At 58.3% G+C, this 25,846-nt stretch carries 23 protein-coding genes; 13 read left to right on the top strand and 10 right to left on the bottom strand.

Annotated features, from left to right (window positions below):
• Positions 1 to 460 precede the first annotated feature (460 nt).
• A complete protein-coding gene (locus tag CO666_RS25220; protein ID WP_143540365.1) occupies positions 461 to 1,552 on the top strand; it encodes a hypothetical protein in 1,092 nt (363 codons plus the stop codon).
• A 466-nt stretch (positions 1,553 to 2,018) separates the two neighbouring features.
• A complete protein-coding gene (locus CO666_RS25225; RefSeq protein ID WP_097614787.1) occupies positions 2,019 to 2,825 on the top strand; it encodes a sulfite exporter TauE/SafE family protein in 807 nt (268 codons plus the stop codon).
• Positions 2,826 to 2,846: 21 nt separating this feature from the next.
• On the opposite strand, the gene CO666_RS25230 is transcribed toward CO666_RS25225, so the two are convergent.
• From CO666_RS25230 to CO666_RS25250, 4 genes are all read right to left on the bottom strand, one after another.
• Positions 2,847 to 3,764 carry a recombinase family protein gene (locus CO666_RS25230; protein WP_097614788.1) on the bottom strand — a complete coding sequence of 306 codons (918 nt, stop codon included), beginning with the start codon at positions 3,762 to 3,764 and terminating at the stop codon, positions 2,847 to 2,849.
• Positions 3,765 to 4,434: 670 nt separating this feature from the next.
• The gene (locus tag CO666_RS25240) at positions 4,435 to 5,850 is read right to left on the bottom strand and encodes an exonuclease domain-containing protein (protein ID WP_097614790.1); all 1,416 of its coding nucleotides are present in this window, start codon (positions 5,848 to 5,850) and stop codon (positions 4,435 to 4,437) included.
• On the bottom strand, positions 5,847 to 6,377 hold the full coding sequence (locus CO666_RS25245) for an ImmA/IrrE family metallo-endopeptidase (RefSeq protein ID WP_097614791.1): 531 nt from the start codon (positions 6,375 to 6,377) through the stop codon (positions 5,847 to 5,849). Before CO666_RS25245 ends, CO666_RS25240 begins: the two co-directional genes overlap by 4 nt.
• Positions 6,374 to 6,763, bottom strand: a complete 390-nt coding sequence (locus CO666_RS25250) for a helix-turn-helix domain-containing protein (RefSeq protein ID WP_097614792.1) — start codon at positions 6,761 to 6,763, stop codon at positions 6,374 to 6,376. Before CO666_RS25250 ends, CO666_RS25245 begins: the two co-directional genes overlap by 4 nt.
• Before the next feature lie 150 nt (positions 6,764 to 6,913).
• Here CO666_RS25250 and CO666_RS25255 point away from each other — a divergent pair, with 150 nt between their 5' ends.
• Together CO666_RS25255 and CO666_RS25260 are read left to right on the top strand one after the other, a co-directional pair.
• Positions 6,914 to 7,447, top strand: a complete 534-nt coding sequence (locus tag CO666_RS25255; protein ID WP_097614793.1) for a hypothetical protein — start codon at positions 6,914 to 6,916, stop codon at positions 7,445 to 7,447.
• Positions 7,444 to 7,920 (top strand): DUF7665 family protein, encoded by a 477-nt coding sequence (locus CO666_RS25260; protein WP_097614794.1) that lies wholly within the window; start codon positions 7,444 to 7,446, stop codon positions 7,918 to 7,920. The genes CO666_RS25255 and CO666_RS25260 overlap by 4 nt, the downstream gene beginning before the upstream one ends.
• On the opposite strand, the gene CO666_RS25265 is transcribed toward CO666_RS25260, so the two are convergent.
• Positions 7,877 to 8,242: a hypothetical protein gene (locus CO666_RS25265; RefSeq protein ID WP_143540369.1), complete on the bottom strand. Its 366-nt coding sequence runs from the start codon at positions 8,240 to 8,242 to the stop codon at positions 7,877 to 7,879. The genes CO666_RS25260 and CO666_RS25265 overlap by 44 nt on opposite strands.
• Positions 8,243 to 8,379: 137 nt before the next feature.
• On the opposite strand from CO666_RS25265, the gene CO666_RS25270 reads away from it, so the two are divergent.
• The 4 genes from CO666_RS25270 to CO666_RS25285 all read left to right on the top strand — a co-directional run bounded on the left by CO666_RS25270 (position 8,380) and on the right by CO666_RS25285 (position 16,564).
• Entirely contained in the window at positions 8,380 to 9,753 is a 1,374-nt protein-coding gene (locus tag CO666_RS25270) for a ThiF family adenylyltransferase (protein ID WP_143540370.1), read from the top strand.
• A gap of 213 nt (positions 9,754 to 9,966) precedes the next feature.
• Entirely contained in the window at positions 9,967 to 12,654 is a 2,688-nt protein-coding gene (locus CO666_RS25275; RefSeq protein WP_097614797.1) for a PD-(D/E)XK nuclease family protein, read from the top strand.
• Positions 12,654 to 15,806, top strand: coding sequence for a UvrD-helicase domain-containing protein (locus CO666_RS25280; protein WP_097614798.1), 3,153 nt, complete (start codon positions 12,654 to 12,656; stop codon positions 15,804 to 15,806). Before CO666_RS25275 ends, CO666_RS25280 begins: the two co-directional genes overlap by 1 nt.
• 245 nt (positions 15,807 to 16,051) lie before the next feature.
• Positions 16,052 to 16,564: a hypothetical protein gene (locus tag CO666_RS25285; RefSeq protein WP_097614799.1), complete on the top strand. Its 513-nt coding sequence runs from the start codon at positions 16,052 to 16,054 to the stop codon at positions 16,562 to 16,564.
• A 927-nt stretch (positions 16,565 to 17,491) separates the two neighbouring features.
• Here the strand turns inward: CO666_RS25285 and CO666_RS25295 are convergent.
• Positions 17,492 to 17,989 (bottom strand): PadR family transcriptional regulator, encoded by a 498-nt coding sequence (locus CO666_RS25295; protein ID WP_097614800.1) that lies wholly within the window; start codon positions 17,987 to 17,989, stop codon positions 17,492 to 17,494.
• Between the two features lie 114 nt (positions 17,990 to 18,103).
• Here CO666_RS25295 and CO666_RS25300 point away from each other — a divergent pair, with 114 nt between their 5' ends.
• From CO666_RS25300 to CO666_RS25310, 3 genes are all read left to right on the top strand, one after another.
• Positions 18,104 to 18,568, top strand: coding sequence for an NADPH-dependent FMN reductase (locus tag CO666_RS25300; RefSeq protein ID WP_245436855.1), 465 nt, complete (start codon positions 18,104 to 18,106; stop codon positions 18,566 to 18,568).
• Positions 18,569 to 18,707: 139 nt separating this feature from the next.
• Complete coding sequence (locus tag CO666_RS25305; RefSeq protein ID WP_097614801.1) at positions 18,708 to 18,986, top strand: DUF3861 domain-containing protein; 279 nt, start codon at positions 18,708 to 18,710, stop codon at positions 18,984 to 18,986.
• Positions 18,987 to 19,062: 76 nt separating this feature from the next.
• Positions 19,063 to 19,983, top strand: a complete 921-nt coding sequence (locus CO666_RS25310) for a LysR family transcriptional regulator (RefSeq protein WP_097614802.1) — start codon at positions 19,063 to 19,065, stop codon at positions 19,981 to 19,983.
• On the opposite strand, the gene CO666_RS25315 is transcribed toward CO666_RS25310, so the two are convergent.
• From CO666_RS25315 to CO666_RS25325, 3 genes are read right to left on the bottom strand one after another with little or no spacing between them, the layout of a single operon-like run.
• The gene (locus tag CO666_RS25315; protein ID WP_097614803.1) at positions 19,972 to 21,165 is read right to left on the bottom strand and encodes an MFS transporter; all 1,194 of its coding nucleotides are present in this window, start codon (positions 21,163 to 21,165) and stop codon (positions 19,972 to 19,974) included. The genes CO666_RS25310 and CO666_RS25315 overlap by 12 nt on opposite strands.
• A gap of 55 nt (positions 21,166 to 21,220) precedes the next feature.
• Positions 21,221 to 22,003, bottom strand: coding sequence for a hypothetical protein (locus CO666_RS25320; protein WP_097614804.1), 783 nt, complete (start codon positions 22,001 to 22,003; stop codon positions 21,221 to 21,223).
• A gap of 46 nt (positions 22,004 to 22,049) precedes the next feature.
• The gene (locus CO666_RS25325) at positions 22,050 to 22,526 is read right to left on the bottom strand and encodes a GlcG/HbpS family heme-binding protein (protein ID WP_097614805.1); all 477 of its coding nucleotides are present in this window, start codon (positions 22,524 to 22,526) and stop codon (positions 22,050 to 22,052) included.
• A gap of 471 nt (positions 22,527 to 22,997) precedes the next feature.
• Here CO666_RS25325 and CO666_RS25330 point away from each other — a divergent pair, with 471 nt between their 5' ends.
• Positions 22,998 to 23,771 carry a fumarylacetoacetate hydrolase family protein gene (locus tag CO666_RS25330; protein ID WP_097614806.1) on the top strand — a complete coding sequence of 258 codons (774 nt, stop codon included), beginning with the start codon at positions 22,998 to 23,000 and terminating at the stop codon, positions 23,769 to 23,771.
• A 295-nt stretch (positions 23,772 to 24,066) separates the two neighbouring features.
• Positions 24,067 to 24,570, top strand: a complete 504-nt coding sequence (locus tag CO666_RS25335; RefSeq protein ID WP_245436856.1) for a carboxymuconolactone decarboxylase family protein — start codon at positions 24,067 to 24,069, stop codon at positions 24,568 to 24,570.
• 162 nt (positions 24,571 to 24,732) lie between these two features.
• On the opposite strand, the gene CO666_RS25340 is transcribed toward CO666_RS25335, so the two are convergent.
• Positions 24,733 to 25,746, bottom strand: a complete 1,014-nt coding sequence (locus tag CO666_RS25340; protein WP_097614808.1) for a LacI family DNA-binding transcriptional regulator — start codon at positions 25,744 to 25,746, stop codon at positions 24,733 to 24,735.
• Positions 25,747 to 25,846: the final 100 nt, after the last annotated feature.

Below are 25,846 nucleotides of genomic sequence, written 5' to 3' on the forward strand. Positions count from 1 at the left end.
CGATGGACTGTTGCGTCGGCTCGGTTGGGTGGCGTTGTGCTCAGCTCGAAGTCGGCAAGCGGGAGAGACACGGATGGCAAACCGTGGAACGGCTAACAAGAGTAACAGCTGTTACTCTTTGGATTAAGACCAACGGTCTGGCCCTGCTACGTTGATGTCGCAATAGCTGGCGATGGCCTCCGATGAGGCTTCATGTTGTTTGATCTAGTTCACAATTTCTGCGAATCTCCGCGTCCTACCTCATCCGAATTTCTCGATGATGGATTTCGAGGACGAAGAATGAATTGGGTCGCAAATCCAAAGTCTCTGAGGACATCTAAGGTCACTGCACACCGGGACGCGAGACCAGAGCCGGTACGCGGTCGGGCGCCCGGCACACACTCGATCACGTTCACACCAGCCGAGCTATACGGGGCTATGGCTCGCTGTTCGCATCTCCACGTGATCGGACCCGTCCATCGTGACCCGCGAGAGCGAAATCTACCGCAATCTGGTCAGTCAGCATGTCTCCGAGGATAGGACAGATTTCGCCATACTGGCGACGGCCGATCGGTTGAAAGACTATTCCGTGCGCCATATGACCGGCGTCGTCGGTGATGGCCTCGCCTATCTTCAGATGATCTGTGACGGCTATGAATGGTTCGACCATTTCGAAAACTTGCCACTAACAGGCTCCTCGGGGACGGCACGTTCCCCCGACTTTGTATTCAGCCGGCGGGACGACCTGTCCGTCGCGATCGCGGAATCAAAGGCTACTCGCGGAAGCTCGAAAGAGCGTTTTGGCCAAACTGTCTCGAAGGCCTATACCGAGCAGGTCTCTCCCTATCTCGGCCTGAAACTCGGATCGAGTGTGGCGTCGCACGGGTTCGCCATCGGATCATATTTGACTTCGAATATTCGAGGAGAGCTGTTCATCCATCATACTGAAACAGTCGATAACTCAGGTCGATCGGACGGCGGTGGCGATCCTAGCGAGGTGCGTCGAGGCAATTACATCAACATTCTCTCACTGCTGATGGGACCGGAGGCGTCGAGATCGATGCGATCGGGGTCATGGTCGGTAAGGGATCGCACAGTTATCACGACACGATGGCTCGGTCGAGAATGGCTCCTGGGGAACAGAGGTCGATACGGCGACTATCTCTGGGACGATATTGATGAGTTCTTCTGGTTCAGAAAGCAGAGGCTTCCTTGGCGGGCCGCCAGCTTCTCACCATTTGCGCTTGACCTGGAAGTTGCAACGATAGCCTTCCGTGCGTTGGAGCGGCCTGAACAAGAGAAAGAGCTACTGAATAATATCCCCGAGATGCCGTCGAGGCTGGCCGAAGAGGCCAAGCGGGCTGGTGGCGCCATCTTCCCGGACGGTTTTGCGGTCTTGGCGGATGACCCCTTACCAGAGAGAATCGTCATCCGCTCGATCGACCTGGACAGCGCTGAGGTTGAGGCGGCCGAGCATGCAGAGGCCCAACCAGGAGAATTGCGCGTCCAACAGTACGGTGGACCCGATGTTAAGGAGAAGCCTCACCTCGTGCGGCTCTGGCTAAAGGAATGAGATAGAGTGACAGTTGTAACTTTTGCAGGGGCGGGTGGAATGACATGACGCTAGCGGATCTGGTTGACCAATGTCGATCAAGCCTGACAGACGAAACGGTGCAAGTGAGGCGAAGCTGGGAGGAAATGTTCACCTACACCCTAAGGCATTATTCTGCGGACACGCCGATTGAACAGTTCAATCCAGGCGTACTTTGTGCGCGTCTCACCGCCAGTGGCATGAGCCGACTGGTCGCTGATGGCTACGCAAAGCGTTGGCGCGCTGTACTTGCTGAGCCGAATGGACCTGACGCCTGATCTCCAGCCATCGCTCAGAGAGTTCTGGCAGCGCGTCAGCTACGTGTCGTTGCGCTGTTGTAGTAGGCCGAGGCGCGCCGCAAAGGTAGCGACGTCGTGGTCACACCACTTGCAGCCCGATGTGGTTGTCTGCATAAAACCAACGGAATATTCGGAAAAATATATCGATCATGACCGACACTGCCAACACGACACTTGCACATAGCAAGCCGGCCGCCTTTCTCGGTGGCGGGGTCATCGGCGCTCTCGGCGGTCTTATCGGTCTCGGCGGAGCGGAGTTCCGACTACCGCTGCTGATCAGTCTGTTTGGCTTTCCCGGGCTCGAGGCGGTCATCCTCAACAAGGCGATGAGCCTGGTCGTCGTCGCCACAGCCCTGCCGTTTCGCACGGCGGCCGTTCCGTTCGCCGACGTGCTTGCGCACTGGCCCATCATCGTCAACCTCCTGGCCGGCAGCCTGATCGGCGCCTGGTTCGGGGCAGGGTGGGCTACCCGGCTGCGCTCAGAGACCCTGTACCGCGTGATTGCGATCATGCTGGTGGCTATTGCCGTCGTGCTGATGGTCGGCCATGAGGCCTCAGCTGGCCAGCCGCTGTTCACCGGCGGCCTGCAGATTGGGGCCGGCGTCGTTGCTGGCTTCATCATCGGCATTGTTGCGGCCCTTCTCGGCGTCGCCGGCGGAGAGTTGCTGATCCCAACCCTGGTCCTCCTATTCGGAGCCGACATTAAGCTTGCTGGCAGCCTGTCGCTTGCGGTGAGCCTGCCGACAATGCTGGTTGGGTTCGCACGCTACAGTCAGGACCAGAGCTTTTCGACCATCCGCCGCAACGGCACCTTCGTGCTGCTGATGGCGGCGGGCTCGATCGTCGGCACGTTCGTCGGCGGCCAGTTGCTGGGCATCGTTCCGAGCTATGTGCTGTTGCCGCTTCTCGCTGTCATCCTGATGCTCTCGGCCGTGAAGGTCTGGCGACATAAATAACGGGCCATAGCGCGCCCTTCGCTAATCTCGAACGAGACCGAACCGACGCGCTTCATCAAGCAGATCGCGGACGGAGGACGGTTGCCATTTCTTGCCGCCTCGCACAGGGCGTTCTCCCATCTGATCCAGTTGAGCGGCAATGTCTCGCAGCGACAGGTCGGGATCGGCAATAGCGATGGCCGCCACGAGCTTCATCAGATGGTCTTCTGGGGCTCGGCGAGGGGACCGAGCAATGAGTGCTTTCTCAGCTAGCTTTTCGCGGACCATTCGATGGACGGCGCGACGAAGGCGCTCAACCGTCCAGTCGTGGCCGCGACGATTGAGAACTCGCACGACATTGTCCCAGCTGTGCTGAGGCCGAAGTTGTCGCACAGTCGGCAGCCATGTTTGTGCGGAGGCAATGAGCTTGTCGAGATACATTTTCTCGCGTGCTTTTGAAACCGCCCTAATTGCCTCCGGCCGCCGCTCTCGAAGGCCGGGATTTCCAGGAAGCTTTCCTCGCGCTTTTGCCGCCTTGATGCCGGCCTTGGTTCGCTCTGCGATCAACGCGCGTTCGAGCTGCGCAACAGCACCGAGGACCTGGAGGGAAAACATCCCCTGCGGGGTCGACGTATCAATCGGGTCCCGAATGGATCTGAAATGAACACCTCGTTCCTCCAGATCCTCGATCACCTTCAGGAGGTGGCTGACCGACCGGGCCAGCCGATCGAGACGCACGACGACGAGGACATCTCCGGCGGCGAGCTCTCCCAGCAGCCGCGTCAAGACTGGCCGAGCACGCGACACCCCGGAACCATGTTCTCGGTAGATGCGATCGCAGCCGACGGCACGCAACTCATCCATCTGGGCATCATGCACCTGATCGTCCGTCGAGACGCGGGCATAGCCGATCAGCCGCCTCAGTGGCTGGGGGACATTGACTGTTTGTCTCTTTGCCATCTGGCTTTTTCAGCGACCGTTTCGAGGTGTTTTGTACAGATAAGCAATGCGTTAGAAAATGAACAGTTGCAAGCGTGTTTTATCTATCGAATAGCGCCCCGCCAGACTCGAAATGGCATCGTGGACGAGCAACGGAGCGTCCGCGTAGGCAATCGCGCGCCAGCGGGCTTCTGTGGCGGAAATGCCGGAAAACCAATGGTTTCGAAGATAGTGGAACGGCGAATCTCCCGCCCAGGGATATTGAAGTCGGTCCCTCTGTCTTTCTGCGATCACTTGGCTCGACGGCGTGGGTCGAATTCTGCTTGGGAGAGTCCGGTAACCCGGCCAAAATCCGCCGGAAGGGCCGGAAAACAAGCCGTTTCCGGTCATTCAGGACGACCGACAAGGTGATTTGCGGCCTGTGTCGACCGCCAAACGCTGTATGCGTTACGGAAACAAGTGGTGCTTTAGGTTCCTTATGGAAAAGGAATAGCGTTAATTCATATGGTTAACTGAACGGAAACGGGGGAATTTTATTTGCGAACGAAGCGCTCGATGTCACCTCGCGGGCGGCGTGCCGGATCGTCGGTGAATCTCGGCATGCGCGAGACGAAGCGGGGGGGGGGTGAGGTTTTGGGCTTCGGTCCATCTCCAGTTCACCGCCTTCCGGGATGCGTGACAGGATATAGCGTTAAGCTGCCGTGCCCATTGCGATCCGTCTGGCTTCGGTGTCTAGGTAGTGTAGGAACTGGCGCTGACGGATCAGTTGCTCGCCATCGAGCCCGGCGGAGATCAATCGTTCAGCTTCCTGGCGCGCTGCGGGAATTGAACGCCATCGGGATTTCGCCTCGGCTGGAGCCATTAGGCGATCATGAAGTTCAGTCTGCCAGGTTTGACGCAGGTCGACAGACATTAGATCAGGACGCTCAAAATAGATTAGCCGCAGCGCTAGGCGGCGATATCGCTGGTCTTGAAAATTGCGTGCCAAGGCAGCCTTTTGCTCCCAGTGGACACTGTGAAACTGTGCCATGAGAGCCTTGTCCTGCGGCGGCGGAAATCCGTCTTGGTAGAGTTGCTCCTCGACGTGGGGAGAGGGTGGATATACCTTCTCAGCTGCCTGAGCGGCCCGGCGGAGTCTTTCTTGAAAGGACCGATCTTCCCGAAGGCTAGTGACGCGTTCAAGCACTTCCGCCTCGTCAAAGGGCGCAAAGTGTTCGGGCAGCGCATCGTAGAGTGCCCAAAGCGTTGGCGCGGCATTCGTACGTACCGTCACAATCGGCCGCTGCGGTGACTTGCACAGTACAACAAGATCATCGTCCGAAAGCCTGCCGAGCAAGTCAAGGTCGGCAGTGAGATCAAGGCAATATTGGCGGATCGCTTGCCCGCTATGTTGTCCAATACGGGTCACGATGCGTGTGCGATGTTGGTTGCCGACCATCTCCGACACTAGGAATGCGTCTTCGTCGGTGACGAAGGCCTCAACGCTTGCTTTCTGGCTGAAGCGCATAAATTGCGACCAGATTTCTGGAGCGCGCGTCCGAATAACATTGCACAGCGCGTGCATCGTGAGCACATCCGCCATTGCGTCATGTGCCAATGCTACCGTCATGCCGTTTGCCTCCGCCAGGGGCTTCAGCTTGAACACAGTATGCCCGTGCTCGTCCAACGCAGGCTGCAAGACGTCTGGACGTAGCGCTGCTGTTAGTCGGCAAAGGCCGAGCACGTCAGCGCGCGCGCTACCTTGTGTGTTGGTGAGATAGGGATCCTGAAGGCACTGGTAAAAAGCATGGCGTAAAAACTCCTCATCGAAGGACAAGGAGTTGAAGCCGAGAAAAAGTGCAGGGCGCCATGATTGAAGCACTCGGTGGATTTCAGTCACCATTTCCAGATGAGAAGGAAGCGATGGGTCAGTGAGCTGATCGATTCCGAGCTCCGTTACGTGTAACGCTTCAGGAGACGGAATTATATGGGGCATTAACCGGCAGCGTAGCTGTAGGCGGTCAATGATCCTCAGGTCGGCATCGGTTCGCACGGCTGCAAAATGCACTATTTGGTCGAAGTGTTTCGCCAATCCGGTCGTTTCGACGTCGTAGAGGACAAAGCTCACCCAGCCCCTCCCAAGGAATCTAGTCGAAAACGCATTGCAGCCTCGCTCACGCGAAACCGCTTAGCAAGCCCGGCGACTGCTTCGTCGTCTTCGAGGTCAATCGATCGGCCATCCAGGATCGCCAGCAGAAGGTCCTGAGGCATGAGAAGTTCGGCGGCGAAAGTGTTCGCTTCAATTTCGATTGGGTCGGTGCCGGCGGCGGAGATAGCATCGCGTCGTAGCGATCCTCGGTCCACGTGCACCGCGTTTTCCAGCTCCGGTCCGTGAAGTTGGACATGGGCCAATTCATGGGCAAGGGTGAATCTTTGACGGTTTGGTGCGTGAAGCGTATTTATGCCAACGATCGGCAGGCCTTCGCGCACATAAACGAGGCCCGATAGTTCGCCGTCTAGCGGTGCGTATTCGACGCGGATGCCCAGGGCTTTGACGATCCGCTCCAGCGGCACAGGTACAGATTTGACTGAAAATTTGGTCAGCAATTGCCGCGCGGCTTGCGTCGCCTTTTCTTTTTCGGCGCTTCTGGTCATGGATTTCGCTTCCTTAGAACCTCTTCCGCAAATGCAGAGGCTAAAAGGCTCTCTACGGACGACTGCTGTTGCGGGCTCAGTACGGTGCCACCAGTCACCTTTATTTCGGGAAGCGGCTCAGCCGGTGTCCATGTTTCAGGTACTAACTCAAGAATGGAATTCAGCTTGAGCGCGTGTACGAGTGCAAAGAGCTGGTGCACCATAATCCGTTGTCTGCCGCTTTCGAGGTTAGCGAGCGACGCTCGCGATAGGCCAAGCTTCGTCGCGACCTCGGCCTGGGTCATGCCGAGTTCGTCGCGACGCTTGGCAACCGCCCGACCAAGACGGCGATAAAGTTCCATGTCTGACATTGCTGTAAACTGCAGCTTATCGGCCGTGTTTGTCAAGTTGACATCATTTGTGCTTACCACAAACGTTCACAAAATATTGGATGGTGGTATTGACGAACTGCGGCGTTGCCCCCATCTTTAAGAGGTGCCGGATGGGGATGGTCTCCATCGCGAAGCAAGAGGCCACGAGCCTCGGGAGACTGCTCAATGACGGATATTGTTGATGACAACCTGACCCAGAGTGCGTCGGCGCTGAAGGTCAAGGTTCCCGTGAAGACTGGTCACGGAGACGAGAAAGTAATCGAACTCGACCTTGGTGATCGGGTAACTATTATTCTTGATCTCATTGCCTCCGAGCGTGGCTGTTCGGTTGAAGAACTGATTCTGATCCGCGAGGGCGACGAAGAGCCGATCACCGAAGTCGTGGTGGTCAACTCCGACTATCCGCATAAGCGTCGGCACCACGTCCACCACGCTGGCGAGGTCGTCGTGACGGTCTACTATCAGGCTCGCGAGGAGACGCGCGGCTTCAAGCGTTCCGCGACCGTCGAGGCCGTCCTCGCTTGGGCGATCAAGGTGTTCAATATCGACCCGAACATGGCGACTGAGTTCGAGTTGACGCGCCACGGGGAGAGACAGGAGTTGCCGGGCTCCGAGCACGTCGGCCATTTGGCCGGTCGCCATCGCGAGCTCGCTCTCGATCTCGTTCGTGGCGATATCGCCAACGGGGCTTCCACATGATCGCCGATCCGAGCGCCGCCCGCGTTGCGGCCGACCTGCAGGAAGTCGCCTTCCTCAGCGGTTGCGATGCAGGGCGCTGGCGCATTATCGTGTTTTCCTTTCCGAAACTTGACTTCGCCATCACGGCGACCGAGCCGGATGGCCGAACGAGCGAGTACGGTTTTCGCGCCGAACTCACCAACTACCCGGCGGTGGCTCCGCAGGTGCAGATCTGGGATCATGCTCGGAACTGCCCCTTGTCGCCCACCATGCGGCCAAAAGGCGGTCCTCGAGTGCAGAAAACCTTTCAGCACTGGGGTTCTGACACGGTGTACCGCCCCTGGGATCGCATGACTGGCCCGCACGGCGACAACGCCGGGATGTTCCCGCACCTTGCTTGGCGACCCGATCGTCACCTCTCTTTCGTTTTCGAGGACCTCTATGGCATCCTTAATAGCAACGCTCGCGCGCAGCCTCTTCGGGCCACCGCCTGAAATCCTGTGTGACCGCATAATTTGGACTGCCGGTGTCGCGGAACTCCACCGCCGGACCTACAGCCGGCGCGAAAGTGGCGCCTTCCTTCTGGGTGGGAGAGACAAACAGCGCCGGATCGAAGAGTTCGTCTTCTATGATGACATCGACCCGCATGCGCTGGATACCGGCATCGTTGAAATCAATGGACGCCGGCTCGGAGCTCTCTGGACGCACTGCCGCGATACAGGTCGTGAAGTCGTTGCCGACGTCCACGTTCATCCGGTTGGCTTTGGCCAAAGCGCCTCGGACAAAGCGAATCCCATTATGGCGGAGATCGGCCACATCGCGATCATCCTGCCGCACTTTGCCGGATGCGCCACAATGCCCGGAAGTATCGGCGTATACGAGTATCGTGGTGCTCGGCAATGGCGTGATCGCAGTAGCGAACGTCCGTCGCCGCTACACATCGGGTGGTGGCCGTGGCGTTAGACAGACAGATTGCACGACTCTCCAAAATTCTTGTTGATAGTGAAGGTATTACCTTCGATGAAGCACAGGCGCGCCTGCGCCGCCTAACGCTGGAAATCGTGGTCGGCGACGATGCTGTGACACGAGCGGCCCACGCTGCGATACTAACGGCAGTATCGGTAGGCAGCCGCACCTTTGTCGGCGGTGTGCGTCTCGTCGGGGCGGTCGAGCAGCGGTTGAATTCGACGCTGCCGCCCGGTGCGCAAACGCTTTCTGGTGCGGCCGAACTCGTCGGTGCGTCAACTTTCGCAGGACCGCCAGCGCAGAGAATCCGGATCGGCGCAACCCCTCAACCACCCGAGGAGGGCTTGATCTGGATGTGGTGGAGTGGCTGGCGTGCTGGGGTTGCTCCGAGATGCACTCCTTGCGACGATGGCCGGAATCCGCTTTCAGGGATTGCTGCAGGGGCGCTCGCTGTCGGTGCAGCTTTTGATGCAGTACGGGGTCGGGCCGTGGAGGGTTCCATGGAGGTCGACCTATGGCCGACTGCGGCGGGCGAAGTGCCGCCGGTCTTCGCCGACGTGTTCCTGCCGGGCGCCATATGGTTGGTCGGCCTCGGCAATCTCGGTCAGGCCTTTCTCTGGGCACTGGCGGCTTTGCCCTACGCTGACCCATCTGACGTCGAGTTGGTTTTGCAGGATCGCGATAAGGTCAGTGAAGAAAACTGGGCGACTTCGGTGCTGGTCAGGTCCGAAGCCTACGGCGAGCTCAAGACCAAGGTTGCGGCCGCCTGGGCAGAGGCGAGGGGGTTCGATGTTCGTCGCGTTGATCGAAGGCTTCTAGCGGGAGACGTGCTGGAAGACGATGATCCGCGTATCGCGCTTTGCGGTGTCGACAAAATTGCATCGCGTAGGCTCATGGCACAAACCGGCTTTGAGTGCATTGTTGATGCGGGGCTCGGCCGGAAAGCATCCGACTTTAATCGCTATCGCGTAACGATCTTCGACGCTCAGCGATCGATCGCTAGACACTTTGAGGGGCAAGCGGATGCGACCGATGGGAATGTCATCCCCGACGAAAGCGCCTATCATCAACTTCAAAACGAGGTTGGCACTTGCGGAACGGCCGAGGTTGCTGGGGCAAGCGTGGCGGCACCGCATGTGAGTGCTATCACCGCGGCGGTGGCCGTCTCGCGCCTGATCGCGATCACTTCTGCCTGCGCTTGCAGAGTAACAGAGGTGCGGCGCCTATCGGAGCGAGGCCCCAAAGCTGGGCCTTACGCAACTATCCAGGTTCGCGCGGTCCGGCATGCCGGACGCCCCATCAATTTCGACACCACCACGCGGTCGACCTGTGAATCCTTAATACACTCGATTAAATCCTGACTGCGGGACGGGAGATCGTGACAGGTAACCAATTTCCAACTTCAGGCGTATCTGCCGAAATTGATCGCTACCTCACGTTACTGACGCCATCTTCCGTCGAAGCAACCGTTACAATTTCAATACTCGGCTTTTTTCTGTGTTTCAGGCCACGATAAATCTCGCCTGGGCCGCCGACTTCGTGCAATCTGTAGTAGGAGAATCGGGGACCAGTAAATGCAACTCATTTTTGGCTTAGCTGCGGATGGTCGAGTTTACCCGGATGCGCATCATGCGGTCGGATCGCTAGATAAAGACGTTGTTGGTCCCCTTGGCCTGGTCCAGATGCTTGAAACCCAAATGGGGATGCTTGCTCCCAACGTTCCGAAAGCCGTGCGTATTGCGACCTATCTAACCAAACTTCGCACGTGCCAAGGGAGCCGTTTCTGGGCTTCGTCGTTTTCGAAAGATCCCTGGTCCACGGCCGCCGTGATCCTTGGGTGGCGCGATACGCTGGTGGGCGGCGGCTGGCGCGGCACCGCGATCGGCAGCCCCCGCCTCGACGATTTAGCCGCGGTAGAGGCGGTAGAGCCGGCATTGCCGGCGGGCCTGGAAGACCGCGCCATCGCTTTGCTCGATGTCTTGACGAACCGCCCTGGCCTGAGAATCCGCCAAATCGGTCTGGCAGACCGGCGCGATCTCCTGCCGCCACTATGGGCCCGCATGTTTGCGGCTTTCGAGGCCATCGGGATCACGATCTTTGACTACGAGCAGCCCGAACTGGCGACAGAGGGATCTGACCTGCGCATGGTGCAGAGGGTTCTGTCAGGCGAGCCCGTCCAACCATTTGTCGGCGACGGCACTTTCACAATGGTGGAAGCCGATACGGAACTCATGGCGGCTGAAACGGTCGCGAACTGGTTAGCTGCCGTGCCGTTGGAAGACCTTCACGGAACGGTCATTCTTGCTTCGGAGGGCGATACCGCGCTCCTCGACCATGCCTTACGGGCAAGGGGCGTTCCAGCTCTCGGCCTCTCCGCGTCATCGCCTTGGCGCGGAGCGTTGCAGGTCCTTCCTTTGGCTTTTGCCGCTGCGTGGCAGCCCTTCGACCCACGCGTTCTCCTAAACCTCTTCCTCCTTCCGCGGCCTCCTGTTGCGGCCTGGGTAGCGCGTCGGCTCGCGCGCGCGCTCGGCGAAGAGCCTGGCGTCGGCGGCCGCGTCTGGCGGGAAGCATGGGCCCAAATCGAGGGTCGCCTGCTCGAAATCAATGCGCAATCCGACGCGGATACAGCACGCCGGAAAACCGACACGACGCTCGCGGAATGGCGCGCATGGACGGAGGTCGGGCGCTTTGCGAGAAGCGAGGGGATCCCACTGTCGGAGGCCATGGCGATCTGCGGGAGAGTGGCCGCTTGGGCGATGCGTTCGGACGGTGGCGAGGGCAACCGCTTGCTGATGGCAGTTTCGAATGCTGCAGCCGCTGTGTCTGACGCCCTGGGCCGCTTGGAGCTTTCGGTCATTCCCGCCCTCCTTCTCGAGCGGGTTGTCTTGCAAGTCCTGTCGGAGGGCGTTCCCAATCCAGACCATTTCGCGGAAGCTGGCGCTGTTCGTGCCATCAAGGCGCCGGGAGCATTGTGGTCCTCGGCCCAGCGCGTCATCTGGTGGAACTTTGTCGGTCCTGGCGAGAAGATTGCCATCACACCGTGGGACAATGCCGAGCGTGAAGCGCTCACTGCCAATGGAGTGGAGATCGATGCTTCACCAGCGATTGTGCGTCGGATCGAGGCCGCCCATAGCGGCGTTATCCGGCGTGCCCATGGAAACGTTATTCTCGTGCGTCCAGCGCTTGCGCGCGACGAGCAGACAACCCTTCATCCCATGGCGCACCGTTTGCGGCCTCTGCTGAAAGAAGGCGGGGCGGCGATCACCTTCAAGGCGGAACGGCTGCTGCGTGAACCCGATGCCATGCTCGCCGGCAGGATACTTCCTCGCCAGCTTGTTGAACGGCAAATGCAGCCGCCGGCAAGGGTTCCGGTTTGGACGATACCGCCGGGAACGACACGCCTTGCCGACACCCGTCGCGAGAGCGCGACTTCGTTGACACGGATGTTGAACTGTCAATTGAGCTGGTACGCCCAGGATATTCTCAATCTTCGGCCGGGGCGTTTTGCGGAAATTCCAGGCACCGACCAGCTCTTCGGAAATCTCGCCCACGAGATCGCCCGTCGGCTGCTCCTTCCGGGCGCATCGCCGGCCGAAGCCAACATCAGGACGGAAGCAATCAGGCATTTCGAAAGCCTGCTTCCCGAGATCGCAGCTCCGCTCCTCCAGCCCGAACATGCCGGAGAACTCGCGGCCGCTCGCGAAATGGTGCCGCGTGCCTTGGAGGCGCTTGTTCGCCTGCTCCATGCTCAAGGTCTGGAGATCGTCGGTTCGGAACTCGATCGGGAAGGTATCCAGGGGCGGCTGCTCCTGCAGGGCAGGCTTGATCTCCTTGTTCGCCGTGGCGACCAGATCTCGGTTCTCGACCTCAAGTGGACCCGATCCGAACGGCGATACAGGGAGGAGATCGCGTTGGGGCGCGCCATTCAGTTGGCCGTCTATCGCGGGCTTTCGGCCGGCGACGGGACAGGTGCCCCTGGCGGCTATTTCCTGCTCCGCCAGCGGCGCATTGTGGCCGGCCCGGGCTCTATTCTGACCGACAGTCCGATCGAAGCGGATATCGATGACCTCGCCACACTTGGTCATGTCACAAATGATTGGCGTCTCTGGCACGACCTTGCCACTGCCGGGACGCTAATTGCTGCCGGTTTCTCTGACACCGGCGATCTGCGCCCCGCCGGCCTTGCCATTGAAGCAGGAAAGGAACCTTGCCGGTTCTGCAATTTGCGCGGCCTCTGTCGCGTCTACCAGGAGCTTGTTTGATGCCGCGACTGACGACCATTACCGCTGCCGCCGGTGCCGGAAAGACGACAAGGATCGTAAACGACATCGCTGATGAGGTCCTGGCTCGCACGCCAGAACAGATACTTGCGACGACCTTTACAATCAAGGCGGCAGACGAACTCGTCGAGCGCGCCCGCGCCAAATTGTTCGAACAGGGCAAGGCGGATGCGGCCGCCCAATTGCTGGGCGCACGTTTTGGCACCGTCAATGCGGTCTGCAGCCAAATCGTCAACGAGTTCGCGATCGACCTTGGCCGCTCGCCGTCGACCAATGTCATCGGCGAATCCAACATGTCGCTGGTGTTCAGCGTGGCCGCAGATGCGGCAATTGCCGCGCGTGCGGAGATCCTGAACGAGCTTTCCGACCACTTCGGCTACAACGATCCTCGTGCCCCTGGCACCGGAGAGCCGCCGGATTGGCGCCGGACGGTCCGCACCATCGCGACCCTTGCCCGGGCAAACGGAATTGAGACCGAACAGTTGGCTTTTTCGGCGCAGCGATCGGCTGAGTCCTTTCTGGCATGCTTCCCGTCTCCGGCAGCAGAGGGTGCGGACCTGGATGCAGCATTGGCGAGTGCCTTGAAGGATGCCGTCGAAATGCGCCCCGCGGCAGTGAGCAACACTGGAGCGGATTCGGTCGAGACGATTAGAGCGGCGCATGAACGCATTTTGCGCGGCGAAACGCTGAGCTGGCCGACTTGGGCGCGTCTGACCAAGGTGAAATGCGCTCCCACCAAAGACGGGCAACCTTATAATCAGGCGCTCGCCCGTCTGATCGCGGCGGCGGGACGGCACAGCGAACATCCGCGGCTCCGATCCGAATGCGAGCAGTTTATCACCGAGACGTTTGATTGCGCAGCCGAAGCTTTGACCGCCTACCGGGATTGGAAGGCCGAGCGTGGACTGCTGGACTTCACCGATCAGGAAGCCCTTGCGCTGGATATCCTGAAAACACCCGACTTGGCTGCACGGCTCAAGGAACGTGTCAGCCGCGTTTTCGTCGACGAGTTCCAGGACTCGAGCCCCCTCCAGCTTGCCGTTTTCACGCTTCTCGGGGAGTTGGTCGAAGAGAGCACCTGGGTCGGTGATCCGAAGCAGGCGATCTACGGTTTTCGAGGTGCCGACACCGAGCTGACTCAGGCTGCGTTTCTCGGCGCCGGTGGCGCGCCCGAGGACAATCCAGTCTTGTCCAAGTCATGGCGAAGCCGGAAGAGCTTGGTCGGACTGTTCAACGCTATGTTCACGCCCGTCTTCGAACGGATGGGACTGCCGGCGGCGCAGCATGCGTTTTCGGATGCGGCGCGATCCGACGATGGCTTCGAGAAGTCCTCAGCCGGATGGTGGTGGCTGATCGGCAAGATCGAAGAGCAGGCACAAGCCCTTGCGGAAGGCATTCGGCAAAGCTTGACGGAGGCCGATAAGTGGCTTGTCGAGGATGACAAGCACGATCACAGGCCGATCATGCCGGGCGACATTGCCATTCTCTGCCGTTCCAACACAGATGTCGGGCGCTTTGCTGCCGCCCTTAGCCGTGCCGGTCTTCCAGTCGCAGTCGAACGCTCAGGGCTCACGCGCACGCCGCATGTCGAATTCGTGCTCGCCGCATGTCGCCGCGTGGCTGACGCGACGGATCGCCTGGCCCTCGCCGAGCTCGCCCGTTTCTTTGCCGATGATGCCGGGTCCGACGCATGGCTGCGGGCAGCTAGCTCTGATGATGCCGACCCAGCGCTACGGGTCGAAGTGCCGATATCGGACGCGCTAGATAGGCTCGCGGAACAATTGTTGAATTTCACGCCGGCCGAACTGGTCGACGCCGTACTCGCTATGCCAGCGCTGCTGAGCCATATCGAGAGCTGGGGCGATACCGCGATGCGCTTCGACGACCTCGAGGCATTGCGAGGTTTCTCGCGTGCCTATGAGGGGGAGTGCGCGGCATCCGGTTCGCCGGCGACCCTGCAGGGATTTCTGCTTGCGCTCGACGGCGCCGAACCGAAACGGCCTCCGAGCCTTGCCAATGACGCGATCCAGGTCATGACCTATCACGGATCGAAGGGCCTTGAATGGCCAATGACGATCCTGACCGGTCTTTCGTGGGAATCGAAAGCTAGGCTGTTCGAGCCGGTTGCTGAGACGACCGGCGAACTTGATTGGCGCAACCCCCTTTCAGAGCGATGGATCCGCTTCTGGCCATGGCCCTATGGTCAAAGCGGAAAAGGCAGCACGATCGACGTGGAGGTCGCGACCTCGGAGATAGGCCGGCGTGCGTTACAACGTGCTGTCGAGGAAGACACAAGACTTCTTTATGTCGGTGCCACACGAGCCCGTGATTATCTGATTTTTGCTCCACCGGGGAAGGGAAATCTCAACTGGCTGGGCCTGCTCAATGCGTCTGAGGCGGCGACCCATATCGTTCCCCCGCAGAGCGACGATAACCAACTCGGAGTTGGTTGTCAGAATTTCACGGTCGATATGCGGGCTCTCTCGGCCAGTGGCGAGGCGACGGAGCGTGCCGCCTTACAAACCTTCGTTCGCGCGCGTGTGACCGAGCCCGCAGCCCGGCTGCCCCTTTTCCTGAGACCAAGCGACGCGGATGGCGGAAACTGGAGGGTCGTCGAAAAGGTTGATCTCGGTGGAAGGCTCCCGATCGACGGGATCGCCGATATCGCGGCGCTGGGCGAAGCGCTTCATTCTATCATCGGCTATGATGATCCAGACCGCGACAGAGACCAGCGGCTTGCCGACGCGACCTCTATCCTGACGCGTTGGAACGTCACTGGCTTTAAAGCAGATGATGCGCTCATCGCCAGTGACAGGCTGGCTACCTGGCGCCGTGGCCGATGGCCAGCGAGCAGTGGCATTGCTGAAGTGCCCGTCACGGCACCCGCAGCCGATCAGCTTCTCAAGGGCCGCGTCGATATGCTGGTCGAAACCGGGATTGATTTTGCTATTATCGACCACAAGAGCTTTCCCGGCCGCTTCGAGCTCTGGGAAGACCGGGCTGTTGGGCACGCGCCGCAGCTTGCTGCCTATGCAGGCGCGGTGGAAACAGTCACCGGACGACGCTGCTCGGAACTCTGGATCCATATGCCGATCGTCGGCGCATTGTTTCGGGTAGGCCCGCCCGATCCTTAACACCCGTATCTCGGGGCGTCACGGTGTCCTCGTTCTCATCTCTACAAAATTGTGGATTGGGAGGTACGGCCTGGAGGCTTATCAGCATAAGAGCACGCGAGGCCGCGGGCAGGATGGGTGCAGGATGCCGAGTAAAGGTCGAGTCGGTCCAACAACAACTTGGGCCTGGTTACGACTTGTTGTAGAAGCGTCTCTCCGCTTCGAACCTCTGTCGCGGAACAGGATAATGCTCGGGCAGGAAGTGCGTGGCGAAGTTTAAAGACAAGACGATCAACGGCGCCACGTACGCGATGGGGCACCTTGAGGACATTGTGATTCAGGTCCAGAAGGGAGATGCGACCTTCAAGGTCCTGGTGACCTATAGCTGCCACTGCTTCACAGAGGAGCTGAAGCCGCACCACACGCCTGATTTTCATTATGTTCATAAGCACGAGAAGCGTGCCTTTTGTCTCGTGCGGCATGGGCTGTCGCATAACCTGCCGAACTATATCGCCAATTTGCTGGGCCGGCCGGTCTATCTGACAAAGCAGACAAACTTTTTCTTCATCCGCTCGAACGGCGGAAACTACGTCGTTTTCTTTGCGCTCCGCCCTGCAAGGAACCCCAGGTATGACGCCATCCTGACGGTTCAGAGCGCACATCTGCGGACAAACTTTACCAGGAAGGCACAGCCGGTGACATTTGACGACCTGGTCGAAGCAAAGGTGAAGAACACCCCGGTGACGCCGGGTCGGAAGCAGACCATAAAGCGGAGCTAGAAACAAAAATAGGCCCCGCAGGACCTATCTGTGAAACTTGCGTTTCGTACGGATACCACTTGACTCCTCACAGAGGAACCAGTTGCCTGGTGTGGTGTCCCTATTGCACCCTAAGGCGCTCACCATCTTTGGGACTGCGGGAACTATACCCCTGGATACCCTGCCAGTCAACATGAAGTTGACTAATGATACCTCCCTACGGGAGCCATCATGGGCACCACGATCCAAACACACGACACCAACCATTGTTCCCATGCTGCAGGTAAGGGCCAAGACTTCGCGACCCTACAGGGGAGTGTACCGATGGTGAGCATCATGTAGGGATGGATAGGTTGACTGTCCAGCATACGATCGGTCCACACGGTTACAAGGCCATGACCCCAGGGTGGAGCGCAGACCCAGCAGGGACTCTCGTTTCGCCTTAACAATTTCTTGTAAACGGTACCCCATCAAACCCTCTGTGTGAGCGCGATCAAAAATCACACTTCCCGTAGTAGAACCTGCTTTTATCGATACTATCGAGAGAACAAGGCTGAAGGGAACTAGGCAATCTGTGCCATGCTTCGAGTCAGCGAGCGACGTATCATGTGCTTGGAATTCGCAATGCCCGATGCGGCGTTCCAAATTTCTCCCCTAAAACCACTGCTATCGCTAAACGATGGGCGGTGTCAGCAGTTCGAATCCTTTCAAGAGCAGGCACTCGAACAATCAGCGCTCGGCAATTCGATTACCGAGGACAAACTTATAGCGCTCCGGTCGAATAAAGAATTCAGACTTTTCGGCGCAGACGCCGGTTTCGAAATAAGAGCTTCGCTCGAGCACAAGCAGGACCGTATTTTCCATCGCTCCGATCAGCGACGTTATCCGAGGCGAGATAGCACGCAACGCGATTGGACAGCCGATACGCCGGAAAGCGCCTTCGACTTGTCAAAGACGCTCGATCTTCCGGACCGCTTCGTCAATGATATCTGCAACATCCAACTGAAGCTCACGGGTAGGGTCTCCCGCCAACTTCTGACCCAGGGCGGTCTTCAAACCTTGCATGGCGCGTCCTACAGGACCGGCCGATACATCCGTGCCACGAAAACGCAAAGCCTCGATCCTTGCCAGCACACCCTGCGCCTCCGTCCGATGCTCATCGAGGTAGTGTTTTCCCTCAGCGTTCAGCACATACGCACGTTTCTGATCGCTCGGCGCAGACGAGGATAGGAGCTTTTGATCCATCATCGTGGCGAGCTTTGGATAAACGATCCCCGAACTGGGTGCGTAATTGCCGCCGGACCGCGTTTTGATCTCTTTGATTAAATCATACCCGTGTCGCGGCACCTCGCCTTCGATCAACAGCAATAAAAGATATCCCAACTCATCGCCGTCGAGCATTCGACGTCCAGCCGGGGTTCCAATATTGATTTCATTCTTTGTCATGTCGGTCCTTAGTCATCTCTAAGATATATCTTGACGCTGATTTAATGCGTTGTACCATGACGCCAACGCCGCACCCGCATTGTCAATGCGGCTCGTTCAAGCGTGAGAGCGAAAATGAAGAAAGTTGCAGTCATCGTTGGCTCGCTGCGTCGCGACTCCATCAATAAAAAATTCGCGAAGGCTCTTGCTCACCTGGCCAAGGATCGCCTTCACTTCGATATCGTCGATCTCAGCGACGTCCCGCTTTATAATGACGATCTCTGGGAAACCGTACCGGAGTCCATTTGGGAGCTTAAGCGGCGTATCTCGGAAGCCGATGGCGTGCTCTTTGTCTCTCCCGAATATAACCGCTCGTTCACCCCTGTTCTCAAAAACGCCATCGATTGGGGCACGTGTCCGCATGGAAAGAACGTTTTCTCGAACAAGCCTGGCGCTGTGGTTGGCACGTCGCCCGGCGCAATCGGTTCGGCTGTTGGCCAGAGCCAGTTGCGGACGGTCCTGGCTTCGATCCACGTGGTCACGATGGGGCAGCCCGAGGTCACCTTTCTTGGAAGGAGGATTTGTTCGATGTCGACCTAAACATCGTCAACGAGTCCACACGGAGCTTCCTGGAGACCTGGGTGGATCACTTCGCCCGTGGGATTGACCGAATGGGTGGAGAATTGATCAGGTCGTGATACCGCCCGCGCTATTGCCTCTGCCCTCAAGGAAGTTTGTAATGCCCTACAGGTACAGGATCGCCGTGGAAGAAATCGGCGCTGAAGCCGTCGCCAAGGAGCCTCTGGTTTTCGAAGTGACCAATCATGATGACCTGTTGCACATCTTGAAACTGGTTCAGGAAAAGAGAGTGGTTCCAGCCGAAGAGGCGGTCGAGCTGACGGTCGGGCTCAAATTATTCGCCGAAGTGTTGCTGCGTCATCGCGCCAAGCCGCCGTTTGCAGATTTCTTCCCGCACGTCAAAGAATTCATGCAGCAATTAAAGCGCTACCAACCTTAGTAGCGCGCTCCTCACCTTCGAGCCGCTCAGGCTCTTGGGCAATGTTTTCTGATCACGAAGGACAGGAGGCCGCTGTTTGCATAGACCTGAAATGCGGGAGCTGGTGGCCTTTGTAGAAGTAGCACGCCAGCTCAACTTTACGCGGGCTGCCGCGAATGTGGGCGTCTCGGTCCCGACTTTCAGTCAAACTCTACGCGGCCTTGAAGAGAAGCTCGGCGTCCGCCTTCTCACGCGAACCACCCGCAGAGTCTCCCTGACGGATGCGGGAGACGAGTTCCTGAAATCATTGGAGCCGCTGCTCGAAAGCTTTGATGTGGCGCTGGACGGTCTAAACCGCTTCCGCAGTGAGACCGGTGGACGCCTTCGGATCATTGGTTCGCGAACTGCTGCGACACTGCTTGCAGCGCCACTGATCGGCCAGTTCCTGTCATCCCATCCGGATATCGAGGTTGAAATGCTGGTCGACGATCTTCACGTCGATCTCGTTGAAAACCGGATCGACGCGGGGATCCAAGTTGGAGAGCGCATAGAAAGGGACATGGTCGCCGTTCGGCTCGTCGACGCGTTCGAAGAGGTTCTGATGGCATCGCCCGACTATCTCCGAAGTCGCGTGGCTCCTGCCACACCGTCCGAACTGAGCGAACATTGGTGCATCCGCTTGCGGTCCTCCTGGGACGGAATCGTTCGCCCTTGGGTACTGACGAACGGCGATGAGAAAGCTGAACCGGCGACCGGTATGCATTTCGTGGCAAACGACCTTCGTGTCCTGGCCTCAGCCATTCGTGGCGGAGGTGGAATCGGTCTGGTCCCGAAGGTGCTGGTAAAGGATGCGCTCGCCACTGGCGAGCTTGTCCGGGTTCTCGATGGTTGGAGCTCCTGGGTCTCGGGTATTTACCTGTTTTACCCAAGCAAACGGCAGATGCCTGCCGCCCTCAGTGCTTTCATCAGGTTCATGCGGGAGAACAAGCCAGGCCCTGAATGGTTGCTAGCCCGGTGACAGCTGTTTGTGATGATGCCGCTCATTCCTTATCGAGATCGAAAACACGACCAGGGCCGCGATACCGAGACCGACACCCACGACACCTGTCGATGCAGGCCCATATTTCGTCGTGATGAGCAGCCCGCCAAGCGCTGCTCCAGCCGCATTGGCAACGTTGATCGCGCAGCCATTGAGCATCGCCCCCAGGCTCTGTGCCTGTCCGGCCACATCCATCAGTCGCGCCTGCAGCGGGGCCACGAGGGCAAGAGCTGAAAATCCTGCGAGGAACGCAGCAACAGCAATCAAAACGGCGCTGTGAACGCTGACCAGAAACAGGGCGAATGTGATGACATTTAAGGCCAGCAGGAGCCCAATCGCTCGCATGACGCCCCTATCTGCCAACCAGCCTCCGAAGAAATTGCCGACAACCATTCCGCAGCCGATAATGACGAGAAACAGCGGCGCTTTCTGCTCACCGATCCCCGTCACCGAGATCAAGGTCGGCACGAGGTACGTGTAGACTGCGAAAAGTCCGGACAGGCCCAGGGAGCCGATCGCAAAGGTCAACCAGACCTGTGGCCTTGCCAGAGCACCCATTTCCTTGGCTGCGCCGGAACCTTCGGCAGCGGGCATCTTCGGTATCGCTAAGTGACATCCCAAGGCCACCACGAGAGCAAACGCTCCGAGAAGGAAATAAGGAATTCGCCAGTTCGTGCTTTCGCCGATGAAAGTGGCGATCGGCGTTCCGAAGAGGTTGGCGACACTCAGTCCCATCATGACGCGAGCTACAGCCTGTGCCCGTCTGCCATGGCCGGCCATTGCGGCGGCGATCAGCGCAGCTATGCCGAAATACGCCCCGTGCGGCAGTCCGGAAACGAACCGGGCAAGGATGAGCATGGGGAAGTTTCCGGTCAGGGAAGTCAGAATGTTCCCGACAGCACCAATGGCGAGAAGTATCAGGATAGATAAGTGTCTCGGCGTCCGGGCGGAAACGATTGCGATCAGGGGAGCGCCGAAGACCACACCCAGGGCATAGGATGTGACGGACGCTCCGGCGACATCGATGGCGACACCGTTTGCCTTCGCCATTTCGGGGAGCAGGCCCATTGCCGCAAATTCCGATGTCCCGAAGATGAAGCCGCCAAGGATCATTGCCGCTTCTGCCGCAAGCGTCCGAAATTTTTGACGATGGTGGATCATGATGTCTTCTTGTCCATGGTTGGAGACAGGTTTGCCGCAGCCGCCGGCACTTTCGTCATGACGTAGGGACGAAAATGTCTCGGGAGTAGACAGGGAGTGACGTGACCGAGATCAGGTTTTCCGAGCCATCAAAGACCGTGGTGAGTTTGCCGCCGGTTGCTTTGAGGCTGTAGGAATGAAGACGATCACTCTTCGAGACCGCTGCCTGAACCACGTCGGCTGCTTCGTTGTAGCGGTAGATGCGCGAGAAGCTCGGCTTCAGCTGCGAGTAAACGCGGCTGTCAGCCTTCTCGGTGTGCAGCGGACCGCGCTCGAATTCGGTCTCCAGCGAAACCATCTCGCCCCCGCCTTCGAAGGTCCAGGTTTCTTTCACAATGGTTGGCGCAGAGCTGTACTGGACGGAGCGAGAGACGTTGTCGGTTGCCTGTTCAGCAATTCCATAGGGACCAGCGCCCCCGCGGGAGAGCCCGTCGAACAGCATAAGCACATCTTGATCGCTGCCCTTCCGATGGACCGGGAACCCGAAGAGCACGTACCGATAGGGTGCGCCAACTTTGCCGTCGGTTCCGACGGCGAAAAGCTGGTCGACGAACTCGACCTGTAGATTTGCGCCTGCGGAGGGGCCTTCTTTGAAAGTGCTGAGTTCCCAGCCTTCCGGCACGAATTTTCGAAGTGCGGCATCCGACACCTGATAGGCGAGGATTGTACGAACGTCGGTGTTACTTCCGCTGAACGTTTCTGTGGCGTCTGCAGGCAGGGGCATCGGCAGCATTGTCATCATCGGGGCTGCGAGAGCCACGATCAGCAACACCGCATCCAAGTGATGAAACTTGAACATGACTATTTTCCTCTGAATGAAAAGAGATCTCAGGTGCTTCCGCGATTTACCTCGCGGCGAGGCCAGCCTTTGCGCAGACGTCGTCCTGGTCGCCCGTGCCACCGCTGGCAGCCAGAGCGCCGATGATCTGGCCGTCCTTGATCACCGGCCAAGCACCGGGCGCGGCGAGTACGCCGGGCATCGTCAGCATGAACGGACCGGCCTTTGCGGTCACATCATAGAAGGCGCGGGTCGGGCGTTTGTAGAGCGCGGCCGCCGCCGCTTTTTCCTGAGCGGCCTGTGCGCTGCCGAGTTCGGTATCGTCCATCTTTTCGTAGTAGACGAGAGCGCCGTGCGTGTCGGTCACGGCAATGGCCATCGGCCATTTGTGAGCGGCACATTCTTTGACCGCAGCGGCGGCGATGACTTTCGCGGCATCGACAGAAATGTCTGTGCCGTACTTCGGTTCGTCCTCGGCGTGGGCCAGGCAAGACATACACAGAAGGCCAATCGCAGCAGCGACAGTCCGGTTGGAAATCGACATGGGTGTGTCCTTTGTTCTTCGCTTTGATCGGCCGGCGTTCTACGAGCTTTCGATCCGGTTCTGGAAGGCCGAGCAGGATGAGAAGTCCGGGTTCGTCTACCGCTGGTCTTGAACACAGGATTGCGCCCGGGGACGGCCGTTCTGAATGTCGAAGAGTGAAACGGACTATTAGGTCATACCTCAGAAACGGCGGACCGAATTTCGGCAAAGCGATTTGAGGTGGCAGGATGGCGAATGAAGCTGACGCGTCTGCTGGGCCAGCATGTGCGATGAAATTCCCATTCGTGTGCAGGCAAGCAACGCTTATGGGCGGCTGCGAGCCTCTTCGAAGCTCGCGTTGAGGGCAACATCCCGTGCGGAGGTGCAGAGAAACCATGCCATGGCGATTGGTTTTTTTGATGAGGCCATAGTCCGGGACAACGTTGACGGCGGCTATCGTCATGCGCTAACGTTAGCAAAAAGGAGATCGAGATGAGGATTGTGCGATACGAGGCGGTCGATGGGATTCACTATGGGGTCGAGGACGGCGGCAGCGTCGAGCGGATCGCTGGCGAACCCTTCAGCGCCATAGAGCAGACTGGAAAGGTGGACGATTTGTCCGAAGTTCGCCTGCTGTGCCCGGTCAATCGTCCGCGCATTTTTGGCGTGGCATATAATTACCGAGAGCACACCAACGAGTCTGGAAAAGAGCAGCCGACACTTCCGGTCCTGTTTATGAAGCCCAGCACCGCGGCGAGCGGCAATGGAGATGCGATCGAATTCCCGCGAGACGGCGAAATCGTACATTACGAGGCTGAGCTGGTTGCGATCATCGGGAAGGGTGGTCGGCACATCAGCCATGACGATGCGCTTGGCCATGTCCTTGGATATACGTGCGGCAACGACATTAGCGACCGCATCATCCAGCGTCAGGAAAGCAAGTTCGGCTGCCTTTTGGCAGGCAAGGGATACGACACCTTTGCGCCCATGGGCCCGGCGATCGTAACCGACCTTGATCCGACGAATCTCGATGTCATTCTTCGTCAGAATGGCGCCGTCAAACAGTCAGGAAACACGAGCGACCTGCTTTACTCGGTGGCTGACATCGTCGCTTATCTCAGCCGCTTCATGACGCTTTTGCCAGGCGATGTGATCATGACGGGCACGCCGGCGGGGGTCGGCCCGATCAAACCAGGTGATGATCTCGAAGTGGAAATCCCCGGTATAGGCATTCTGAAGAACCCAGTGGTTGCTGCGGCATATTGAGCCCATCCGCAGCTTGAAAAGGGCAGCGTCCATATCGCGGCCCTTTGCATGAGCCGTCGCCGCTCAGGCTGTGGCGATTGCCAACTTCAAGTGGGGCGCGATTCGCAGTCTCGCCGATATGTTGGCAAAAGGAGAATTGGGTTGACTTCGTGCTGCGGGGTGATATTTATGCTAACGTTAGCATTTTGCAGGATTTTTGCTGTCAGCCGCTTCCTGGCGCTTGAATGGTGAAAATTGTCGACGACAACCTGAGGGTAGAGAAATGGCGCGAGTTAGATACGTTCCGAATTCGGAATTGGCAGAAACGCAAGCGGCACTCAATGGGCGCCTGCTCGAGGAAAGAAAGGTGCCGACAGGAAACATTTTTCTAGCACTGGCGAACGCGCCGGCAATTTTGAATGACTTCTTGACTTATGCCAACGCTGTTCGCGCCGCCGACATCAGTCCGAAGCTGAGAGAGATGGCGATCCTGACCGTGGGGTACTGCACCAACTCGGAATATGAGATCGTTCATCACCATTCGCACGGTCTGAAGGCGGGGCTCACGGAGGAGCAGTTCCAAGCCATTCGTCATTTCGAGACCTCCGACCTTTTTACGGAAGAGGAAAAGGCGGTCATGGCATTCGCGAAGGACTCCACTCTAAATGTCGATGTCTCCGACAAGGTTTGGAACGAGGTCGCCACATTCCTTTCCGAGAAGCAGTTGGTCGAATTGGCGATCAACGTTGCGTGGTACAATTCCGGCGTGCGGTTGATGGGTGCATTGAAAATCGATCTTGAGGACTCATACAGGAAGTAGGGCTCTCGGATCGCGACCGCTGCTTCAAGTTGGTCTGGTTTCTGTGTTGTGCGCCGGTTATTTCGAGCGAATAGCGTCCGTGTTCGAGATCGCGGCGGCGGGTAGGAAGTAGACTTGGGAAAGAGGTGTCGTCGAATGGCGGACACCTCTTTCTCGTTCCGGCTATCGAGGATTGGATGGTGCAGCCGTGCTGCCTCGAATAATCAATTGGGGCGGAGATATGAAGCTGTACGGGGTGTCCAGGTCGCCCTTATTCTGAAGGTGGTGCAGGAACCAAAGTCCGCACGCGGTCGCGAGCTGCGAAACAGGCAGTTGTACCGTTGTTAATCCCGGACCCCACCATCGATATCCGAGCTCGTCTCCAAAGCCGACGACCGAAATATCTCGTGGTACGCTCAAGGCCTGATCCTGTATTTCATCGATAACGCCTGATGTATTCTGCACGGCGCCAATCACCAGGGCCGTGGGCCGCTCTTTGAGGGACAGCAGTCGTCGTACGGCTTCCCTGCCGAACTCTGGCGACGAGGGGGCTCCGAGTTCTTCGTGGATGTCAACCTGATGAGAAGAGGTTTTGACCGCTTCTCGGAATCCTTGAACGCGAGCTGCGCCTGTCGGCAAGGCTTCCGTACCGCCGATGTAAGCGATCCGTCGGTGGCCTTCACTCAAGATGTGTAGTGTGCTTTCGTAAAGCGCGCGCCTGTCATCGATGCCGAACCATTGCTCGCCAAGCAGCTGTTGCTTACGCAGCAGTTGAATATGAGGGGTCATCTTCAAAAACCGAGCGGAGTCGGGATGAGGTTTCGCGCTCGGGACCAAGATTATCCCGGCTACGTTTACACTCGTCAGCTCCTTGATGTGGCGGAGCTCAAGCATGCGATCGTCATCCGTTTCGCAAAGCGTCAGCTGGTAGTTCGCCGAGAGAAGGCAGCGGGAGAGGGCGTGAGCGATGGTTGAATAAAAGCTGTTCCGAATATCCGGTACGATCAGGCCAACCAAATTGCTTTCAACCCCGCGCATCATACGGGCGGCCTGATTGGCGACGTACCCCACTTGGGTTGCCGCTTCGTTCACTTTCCGCTTCATTTCAGCGCTGATGCGCCGATCATCGGCAAGAGCGCGTCCCACGGTCGATGGTGAAACTTGCAGTATTGCTGCGATGTCTTTGATTGTTACCATAGTTGCCTAGCCCGAACCATTTCATACGGCCAACGATAGCATTGACTTGGCAGTTGTCAAAGCGCTGAATTACACGCAGCATCCCGAAATGTAGCAGTGA

Source organism: Rhizobium chutanense, assembly GCF_002531935.1.
GTDB lineage: Bacteria > Pseudomonadota > Alphaproteobacteria > Rhizobiales > Rhizobiaceae > Rhizobium > Rhizobium chutanense.

Bases quoted from the DNA above. Each gene is read 5' to 3' on its own strand.
- CO666_RS25255 (WP_097614793.1), top strand. From the start codon at position 6,914: ATGACGGATATTGTTGATGACAACCTGACCCAGAGTGCGTCGGCGCTG.
- CO666_RS25230 (WP_097614788.1), bottom strand. From the start codon at position 3,764: ATGGCAAAGAGACAAACAGTCAATGTCCCCCAGCCACTGAGGCGGCTG.
- CO666_RS25225 (WP_097614787.1), top strand. From the start codon at position 2,019: ATGACCGACACTGCCAACACGACACTTGCACATAGCAAGCCGGCCGCC.
- CO666_RS25260 (WP_097614794.1), top strand. From the start codon at position 7,444: ATGATCGCCGATCCGAGCGCCGCCCGCGTTGCGGCCGACCTGCAGGAA.
- CO666_RS25245 (WP_097614791.1), bottom strand. From the start codon at position 6,377: ATGACCAGAAGCGCCGAAAAAGAAAAGGCGACGCAAGCCGCGCGGCAA.
- CO666_RS25340 (WP_097614808.1), bottom strand. From the start codon at position 25,746: ATGGTAACAATCAAAGACATCGCAGCAATACTGCAAGTTTCACCATCG.
- CO666_RS25295 (WP_097614800.1), bottom strand. From the start codon at position 17,989: ATGACAAAGAATGAAATCAATATTGGAACCCCGGCTGGACGTCGAATG.
- CO666_RS25320 (WP_097614804.1), bottom strand. From the start codon at position 22,003: ATGTTCAAGTTTCATCACTTGGATGCGGTGTTGCTGATCGTGGCTCTC.
- CO666_RS25315 (WP_097614803.1), bottom strand. From the start codon at position 21,165: ATGATCCACCATCGTCAAAAATTTCGGACGCTTGCGGCAGAAGCGGCA.
- CO666_RS25305 (WP_097614801.1), top strand. From the start codon at position 18,708: ATGCCCTACAGGTACAGGATCGCCGTGGAAGAAATCGGCGCTGAAGCC.
- CO666_RS25300 (WP_245436855.1), top strand. From the start codon at position 18,104: ATGAAGAAAGTTGCAGTCATCGTTGGCTCGCTGCGTCGCGACTCCATC.
- CO666_RS25280 (WP_097614798.1), top strand. From the start codon at position 12,654: ATGCCGCGACTGACGACCATTACCGCTGCCGCCGGTGCCGGAAAGACG.
- CO666_RS25325 (WP_097614805.1), bottom strand. From the start codon at position 22,526: ATGTCGATTTCCAACCGGACTGTCGCTGCTGCGATTGGCCTTCTGTGT.
- CO666_RS25330 (WP_097614806.1), top strand. From the start codon at position 22,998: ATGAGGATTGTGCGATACGAGGCGGTCGATGGGATTCACTATGGGGTC.
- CO666_RS25275 (WP_097614797.1), top strand. From the start codon at position 9,967: ATGCAACTCATTTTTGGCTTAGCTGCGGATGGTCGAGTTTACCCGGAT.